Origin of the sequence: Paenarthrobacter sp. PPS72 (genome assembly GCF_048537125.1) — a bacterium.
Taxonomy (GTDB): Bacteria; Actinomycetota; Actinomycetes; order Actinomycetales; family Micrococcaceae; genus Arthrobacter; species Arthrobacter nitroguajacolicus_E.
Genome location: NZ_JBLYIE010000055.1, coordinates 11,108 through 18,698 on the forward strand (window position 1 = coordinate 11,108; position 7,591 = coordinate 18,698).

Consider the following 7,591-nt stretch of genomic DNA (forward strand, 5'->3'; position numbering starts at 1 on the left):
AGGGTGCACCGCCGGGACTCACCGTAGACACCCAGCTCTCCCCTTCTTGGGCAGGGGTACCTGCTACCGCACCCCTTCCGCCGATTGCGCCCGTAATCTCTGGTGCGCCAGGCGGGTACGGGTGCGCCGCCAGCGCCTAACAGGAGCGCGCGGCGGGAAAGGGTGCGGAAGTGTTCAACAGGCGATACGCCCTTACTGGGTAAGCGCATTCCCGATATCCTTTGAACATGATCGACCTCACCACTCTGGCTGACCTCACGCCCGGCATTTGTTCCGTCACCCTCCGTTCGCACGGGATAGACGATGTGGTCCGGATTTCCTCGAGCGCAGGCCTGGCCGGCATCGAGTGGGGTACTGATGTTCACGTCAGCGACGCCGGTTCAGCGGCACACGCTAAGGAAGCCACTCTGGCGGCCGGGCTTAGCGTGCTCTCTCTCGGCTCCTACTACCGTTGCGGCTCGTTCGGGGATTTCGGGCGCACCCTGGATCTTGCCACTGCACTGAGTGCTCCCAGGATCCGCGTCTGGGCCGGAGAACTTGGCTCGGCCGAAGCCACTGCGGACCACTGGGACGCCGTGGTCGAGGACACCCGGCGAATTGCGGATTCGGCGGCCGAACGCGGCATCGCCGTTGCTTTTGAATATCACGGCAACACCCTCACCGACTCCTCCGCAACCACCCTCGACTTACTGAACCGGGTGAATCACGCCAACGTGGGCACCTACTGGCAGCCCGCCGTCGGGCTTTCGGACAAGCAGGCGCTTGAGTCCCTCCATGAGGTCTTGCCGCATCTGGTGGGCGTGCACTGTTTCTCATGGGGCCCCGAAGCGGAACGCTTTCCCTTAAGGAACCGGAAGCTACTTTGGCAGACCGTCACCGATGTCTTGCGTGGCAACGGGAAGGATATGGACATCATGATGGAATTTGTCCAGGACGACCTTCCGGATAACGTCCTCAACGACGCCGCGTTCCTGCACACCATCACTCTTGGTGAGGACTAGAAACCGCCAAGCGGCACAGGGTGCGGTCAACTGGGCCGCCACCCTGCCAACCTGGTCAAACTTGTGATTCGGCCGGCGCTTCGGTGCTGCGGCGGAGCTTCACTGCGCCGCTCACGGGCGGGGTGTCCGGGTCTCCGGCGGCCAGGCGCCCGATGTCTTCCAGAGGCAGATGCACCGTGGACAAGGCAGGACGGAAGTCGCGCAGCGTTTCAATGTCGTCAAAGCCCGCGATGGTGGCATCCCTCGGGATCCATACGCCCTCGGGCCGAAGCGCAGCGGTAACGCCGATGGCCATGACATCGTTCACCGCGAAAATACAAAGCCTCTCTTCGGAGGACTTGATCCCATCGGCGAGCGCAGTACCGGCGTCATAACCTCCGGCACGGTTGAAACCGGTGCGGACGACCTCCGCTGCGGGCCTGCCAGCGTCGGCGAGCCCGCGCTGGAAACCGCGGACCCGGTCATCTGAGGTGTACAGCCCTTCAGGACCCGCAACTATCAGGAATTCTCCGTCATGCGCAGCTGCCAATTCAGCAGCAAGGCCAGCGGCGAGCTCCTCGTTGGGGACTTTCACCACGTGGTAGCCCTCGGTGGTGGAGGCGCCAACAACCGGGTGGCCCACTACGCCCACATGCCCGCCGTTGCGGCAGTAGCGGTCCAACTCGGCGGCGAGTTCAATGTTGCCTTGCTTGTCTTCGGCGCGGACGGAGCGGGAGCCGGCGATCACAATTGAGTCGGCACGCCGCGCGGCAAAGGCGGCCACTGCTTCTTTTTCGTCCTGCGCGGCGCCGGACGTGCTGGCCAGCAACACCATGCGATTTTGTTGGCGGGCTGCTTCTTGGACGCCGCGGGCGATCGCGGAGAAGTAGGGGTCGGCGATGTCATGAACAATGAGGCCGATCAAACCTGAACTGGACTTCGCCAACGCCTGCGCCTGGGCGTTGGGAACGTAGCCGAGTTTGTCGGCGGCTGCGCGGACGCGCTCTGCGATGTCCTCGGCCGGCTTGCGGGATGAGCCGTTCAGGACGCGTGATGCTGTTGCCAGGGAGACCCCGGCCAGTCGGGCAACTTCACTCAGTGTGCTGGCGGCCACAAGGCACTCCTTTTCTGCAAGCGTCGGGACTGGCGCTAAGGAAATTATGGCAGTTCTCTCCAATTTTTGGGAAAGCGCTTGCCAATGCGGCGCGCCTTAGTGCATGATCGATACCAGCGGGAATGCGCTTTCCCACACGAAGACAGCAAGCACCGGTTCCGCAAAGCGACCGGCACCCAAGGCACTGGAGAAAACATGGGCTACGAAACAAAGACGATCCGCATCGCCATGAACGGCATCACCGGACGCATGGGCTACCGCCAGCACTTGCTGCGGTCCATCCTGCCCATCCGCGACGCCGGTGGCTTCACCCTCGAAGACGGCACCAAAGTCCAGGTTGAGCCCATCCTCGTTGGCCGCAACGAAGCCAAGATCCGGGAACTCGCCGAACTTCACAAGGTTTCCGAGTGGACCACGGACCTGGACGCCGTGATCGCCGATCCCACCGTGGACATCATCTTCGATGCCTCCATGACCAGCCTCCGCGCAGCCACCCTGAAGAAGGCCATGCGTGCCGGCAAGCACATCTTCACCGAGAAGCCCACGGCTGAGACCCTCGAAGAGGCGATCGAGTTGGCACAGATCGGCAAGGAAGCCGGCGTCACTGCAGGCGTTGTGCACGACAAGCTGTACCTGCCCGGCCTGGTCAAGCTCCGCCGCCTGGTGGACGAAGGCTTCTTCGGCCGCATCCTCTCCATCCGTGGCGAATTCGGCTACTGGGTCTTCGAAGGCGACGTCCAGGCTGCCCAGCGTCCGTCCTGGAACTACCGCAAGGAAGACGGCGGCGGAATGACCACGGACATGTTCTGCCACTGGAACTACGTCCTGGAAGGCATCATCGGCAAGGTCAAGAGCGTCAACGCCAAGACCGCCACACACATCCCGGCACGTTGGGATGAGGCCGGCAAGGAATACAAGGCCACCGCTGACGACGCTTCCTACGGCATCTTCGAGCTCGAAACCCCGGGCGGCGACGACGTCATCGGCCAGATCAACTCTTCCTGGGCCGTCCGCGTCTACCGTGACGAACTGGTTGAGTTCCAGATCGACGGCACGCACGGTTCCGCCGTCGCCGGTTTGAACAAGTGCGTTGCGCAGCAGCGCGCCCACACCCCCAAGCCCGTCTGGAACCCGGACCTGCCCGTCACCGAATCGTTCCGCAGCCAGTGGCAGGAAGTTCCCGCGAACGCGGAACTGGACAATGGCTTCAAGCTGCAGTGGGAAGAATTCCTGCGCGACGTCGTCGCCGGACGCGAGCACCGCTTCGGCCTCCTTTCCGCAGCCCGCGGTGTGCAGCTGGCCGAACTTGGCCTGCAGTCCTCCGCCGAGCGCCGCACCATCGACATCCCGGAGATCACCCTCTAATGACGTCACTGATTCTTCCCACCGACGACGGCGGCACCCGCGAGTACCGCCTTCAGGCAGCCACCTCGTGGGCCAAGCCGGCCGCTCCTTTGACGGCACGCCGCGCCTATGCCGCAGCCCACGTGATCCCCGAGGTCGCAGCCGACAACACCCCCGGCGCACCGGCCCAGCTCGACTGGGACGCCACGTTGGCATACCGGCACGAGTTGTGGTCCTACGGCCTGGGCGTTGCTGACGCAATGGATACCGCACAGCGGGGCATGGGCCTTGACTGGGCAGCCACCCAACAGCTCATCAAGCGCACCGGCGCGGAAGCCGCCTCCGTTGTTGCGGCAGGCAACGCCGCCGTCAGCGGCAAGTCCGTCCGCGACCTCGTCTCCTGCGGCGCAGGCACCGATCAGCTGGACATCACTGCCCTTCCTGAGGGTGCAGCGGGCATCCAGGCCGTCATTGACGCCTACCGCGAGCAGATCGCCGTCGTCAGTGAGGCCGGCCCCAAGGTCATCCTCATGGCTTCACGCGCCCTTGCGAAGGTGGCCAACGGCGCCGACGACTACCTGCACGTCTACTCGACGCTCCTGCAGGAAGTTGACCAGCCCGTCATCCTGCACTGGCTCGGCACCATGTTCGACCCCGCACTGGCCGGATACTGGGGCTCCGACGACGTCTCCGTGGCCACCGAAACGTTCCTCAGCCTGATCCGCGAGCACTCGGACAAGGTTGATGGCGTGAAGGTTTCGCTGCTTGATGCCTCGCACGAGGTCGCACTGCGCGCCGCACTTCCCTCCAATGTGCGCTTGTACACTGGCGATGACTTCAACTACCCGGAATTGATCGACGGCGACCAGACGCACCACTCGGACGCCCTGCTGGGCATCTTCGCTGCCATCTACCCTGCCGCTTCGGTGGCCTTGCAGAAGTACGACGCCGGTCAAGGCGCCGAAGGGCGCGCGATCCTGGACTCCACCCGCGAGCTCGGAAAGCACATCTTCAGCGCACCCACGTTCTACTACAAGACCGGGATCGCCTTCATGTCCTGGCTCAACGGCAAGCAGCCCGGCTTCCAGATGGTGGGAGGGCTGCACTCCGGCCGTTCGGTCCTGCACCTGGCCAAGACCTTCGAGCTGGCCGACCAGGCCGGCCTGTTGAAGGATCCGTCCTTGGCCGCGTTCCGGATGTCTGACTTCCTGCGAATCAACGGGGTGGGCGCATGAGCGCGGACTTCTCCCGGCTGTCGCTAAACAGTGCCACCACCAAGAAGTGGACGCTCGCCGAGGCAGTGGATGGCTGCGCCCGTGCCGGCATCCCCGCAATCGGACCGTGGCGTGACCGCGTGGCCGAGGCTGGACTGGATAAGGCAGCCAAGTTGATCAAGGATGCCGGCCTCCGCGTCTCCTCACTGTGCCGCGGCGGCTTCCTCACGGCGGCCGACGCTGAAGGACAGGCAGCTGCCCTGGCCGACAACTTTGAAGCCGTTCGCGAAGCAGTAGCCCTGGACACACAGGAGCTCTTCCTGGTGGTCGGCGGGCTCGCCCCGGGTGAGAAGGACGTGGTAGCTGCACGTCAACGCGTGGCCGACAGGCTTGAGGAACTGGTCCCCTTCGCCTCGGCCAATGGCGTGCGCCTGGTGCTCGAACCCCTGCACCCGATGTACGCCGCCGACCGCGCGCTGATTTCCACCCTTGGCCAGGCCTTGGACCTCGCCGCGCCGTACGACGCGAAGGCTGTGGGCGTCGCCGTCGACACCTTCCACGTCTGGTGGGATCCGCAACTGAAGGCACAGATAGAACGTGCCGGCCTCGAGAACCGCATTGCTTCCTACCAAGTGTGCGACTTCAACCTGCCGATCGCTGCGGACGCGCTGTTGTCCCGGGGCATGATGGGCGACGGCGTCATTGACTTCGCGACCATCGGCACCTGGGTCAGGGACGCCGGATACAAGGGCGACATCGAGGTTGAGATCTTCAACCAGGAGATCTGGGACGCCGACGGCGACACCGTCCTGGACACCATGAAGCAGCGCTACGCGGAGCTCGTCCTCCCGTTCGCGTAACAACGTGACCCTCCCGCGGATGCCCTAAGCTCCGCGGGAGGATCACTCCAAAGCCAGCGGGTCCCTGCCAAGGTCACGGCAGGGGCCCGCTTTTTGGTGCCGGCTTGTGTGTCCGCTGTGAGTCGCGGAATGGGCAGGTGAGATAAAAGGTACACGGCTGAAACATTGCGTCGACGGCAGGAAACAATGGCCACCTACGCTGGTTTTACCTGGACAAAGACGTCCACGAAACCACTGAAAGGACACCACCATGATGCTCTTGAAGACCCTCAACTTCTTCCTCGACGCCAGCGGCAGCAACAACGGCCCGTCCAGCGAATCGAACGTCGGCCACTCCCCCGCCATTGCTACGGATCGCCTGACCTCCAGTGCCTGGGAAGGATGGTGGGATGACGCCGATCAGGGCTTTCCCGCAGACGCCTGAACTTCAAGGGTGAGGCCCCCGGGATCAGGGGGGAAGCCCCTGCCAGTACCCTTGCCAGTACCCCTGTTCAGGATTCTGCTCAGGAGGCTCGCGCAGCGAGTTGTACCTTGGCCTTCGGCAGCCCGATGAAGGTGACCGATCCGCCGTCGAGCCCTTTCAGTTCCAGCCTGATATTCGGCGAGTCCTCGTGCGGCTCAACGGAGTCGACCTGAAAAACCTCACCGCTGATCCGGACGCTGTCGCCGTTCTTGATGGCTTTGAGCTTTTTGCTCTTGGTACCGGATGCCATGGCCAGATCCTCCATTCCCGCTACTTGCTCTTCCGGGAATCGCTACTGCTGGATTGGTTTCCTCGGGAATCGTCACCACGGGCTTCCTTCCCGTGGGTTTCGCGAAGTTCCTCGCCCCGGCGAATAACTTCTTCTTCCTTTTCCTGCATTTTGTCGCTCTTCTTCGTATCGCGCGGCGGCAGCTGGATGCTCTTTTCTGCCTCGATGCCGCCCTGCAACTGGCGTCCGCGTTCCATCTCGGCGTCGAACTCCGCACCGAACAGCAGGGACATATTCAGGATCCAGAGCCACAGCAGCATGATGATGACACCTGCCAGGGCGCCGTACGTCTTGTTGTAGTTGCTGAAGTTCGCTACATAGAACCCGAAAGCGAGTGACGCCAAGGCGAAAATGATCAGGGCGATGAATGAACCCATGCTCATCCAGCGGAACTTGGGCTGCTTGACGTTGGGGGTGAAGTAGTAGAGCACTGCGATGATGGCGACCACGATGAGGATGAGGACCGGCCACTTGGCGATGTTCCACACAGTGAGTGCGGTCTCCGACAATCCAATAGCGCCTCCGATAGCCTCGGCCACGGGGCCGCTGAGGACCAGCATGGCTGCGGCGAGCGCTGCCCCTACTACGGCAACAATGGTGACGGCGAGCATCGTGCCGCGCAGCTTGACGAAGCCACGGCCCTCGTCCACTTCATAAACACGGTTCATGGCCCGGCTGAAGGCTGTGGTGTAGCCGGACGCCGACCAAAGCGCCACCAGGATACCGAAAACCAACGCTAAGCCGGCTGTATTGGACTGCGTCAATTCCTCGATTGGCTGCCGCATGGCGTCAACGCCAGGCCCCGGGGCGAACTGTTGGACGATATCCAGCAGCGAGGATGTGGTCCGCCCGGCATCGCCAAAGATGCCGATCAGCGAAACCAGCGCCAAGAGCGCGGGAAACAGCGAGAGGACAGCGTAGTAGGTCAGGCCTGCTGCGGCATCCGGACACTGATCCTTGGTGAACTCCCGCAACGTGCGCTTGGCAACGTACATCCAAGTGGGCTTCACCAGATCATTGGGACTGTCCGGTTTACGCGAGTCCTCTGGAGAAGGAGCACTCTGCGCTTTGGCTGTGCTGGTGTGGGCTGAGTCTTTTGTAGTCATGGGGCACTCGTCCGTGGGTAGTTTGCGCGAACAACTGACCCTTCAATAGTAAGCATGCTGATGAATACTACGGAAGCACCCACGCCGGTTAATCCCCAATGATTAAAACCTGCAACCCCGGAGAACCACTGATGACCCTACTCTTTGCGCCAGTGACCAACGCGCTGCGCGCCTGGTGTACTGCTAGGCCACGTGTACTGCTAGATGATTAAGTCCTATTG

8 protein-coding genes are annotated in these 7,591 nt (G+C 62.8%); 5 read left to right on the forward strand and 3 right to left on the reverse strand.

Going from position 1 to position 7,591, the window contains the following annotated elements; all coding sequences use genetic code 11:
* Window positions 1–227 precede the first annotated feature (227 nt).
* Window positions 228–1,001 (forward strand): sugar phosphate isomerase/epimerase family protein, encoded by a 774-nt coding sequence (locus tag ACLRGI_RS19560; RefSeq protein ID WP_419203167.1) that lies wholly within the window; start codon window positions 228–230, stop codon window positions 999–1,001.
* A gap of 55 nt (window positions 1,002–1,056) precedes the next feature.
* Here the strand turns inward: ACLRGI_RS19560 and ACLRGI_RS19565 are convergent, their stop codons facing one another.
* Complete coding sequence (locus tag ACLRGI_RS19565; RefSeq protein ID WP_419203168.1) at window positions 1,057–2,094, reverse strand: LacI family DNA-binding transcriptional regulator; 1,038 nt, start codon at window positions 2,092–2,094, stop codon at window positions 1,057–1,059.
* A 195-nt stretch (window positions 2,095–2,289) separates the two neighbouring features.
* Here ACLRGI_RS19565 and ACLRGI_RS19570 point away from each other — a divergent pair, with 195 nt between their 5' ends.
* The 4 genes from ACLRGI_RS19570 (at window position 2,290) to ACLRGI_RS19585 (ending at window position 5,936) form a co-directional block, all read left to right on the forward strand.
* Window positions 2,290–3,459, forward strand: coding sequence for a Gfo/Idh/MocA family protein (locus ACLRGI_RS19570; protein WP_026543316.1), 1,170 nt, complete (start codon window positions 2,290–2,292; stop codon window positions 3,457–3,459).
* A complete protein-coding gene (locus tag ACLRGI_RS19575; protein WP_419203169.1) occupies window positions 3,459–4,673 on the forward strand; it encodes a dihydrodipicolinate synthase family protein in 1,215 nt (404 codons plus the stop codon). The genes ACLRGI_RS19570 and ACLRGI_RS19575 overlap by 1 nt, the downstream gene beginning before the upstream one ends.
* Window positions 4,670–5,512: a sugar phosphate isomerase/epimerase family protein gene (locus ACLRGI_RS19580; protein WP_419203170.1), complete on the forward strand. Its 843-nt coding sequence runs from the start codon at window positions 4,670–4,672 to the stop codon at window positions 5,510–5,512. The genes ACLRGI_RS19575 and ACLRGI_RS19580 overlap by 4 nt, the downstream gene beginning before the upstream one ends.
* Before the next feature lie 250 nt (window positions 5,513–5,762).
* Complete coding sequence (locus ACLRGI_RS19585; RefSeq protein WP_419203171.1) at window positions 5,763–5,936, forward strand: hypothetical protein; 174 nt, start codon at window positions 5,763–5,765, stop codon at window positions 5,934–5,936.
* A 79-nt stretch (window positions 5,937–6,015) separates the two neighbouring features.
* Here the strand turns inward: ACLRGI_RS19585 and ACLRGI_RS19590 are convergent, their stop codons facing one another.
* The gene (locus tag ACLRGI_RS19590; protein WP_419203172.1) at window positions 6,016–6,225 is read right to left on the reverse strand and encodes a hypothetical protein; all 210 of its coding nucleotides are present in this window, start codon (window positions 6,223–6,225) and stop codon (window positions 6,016–6,018) included.
* 20 nt (window positions 6,226–6,245) lie between these two features.
* A complete protein-coding gene (locus ACLRGI_RS19595; protein ID WP_419203173.1) occupies window positions 6,246–7,370 on the reverse strand; it encodes a YihY/virulence factor BrkB family protein in 1,125 nt (374 codons plus the stop codon).
* Window positions 7,371–7,591: the final 221 nt, after the last annotated feature.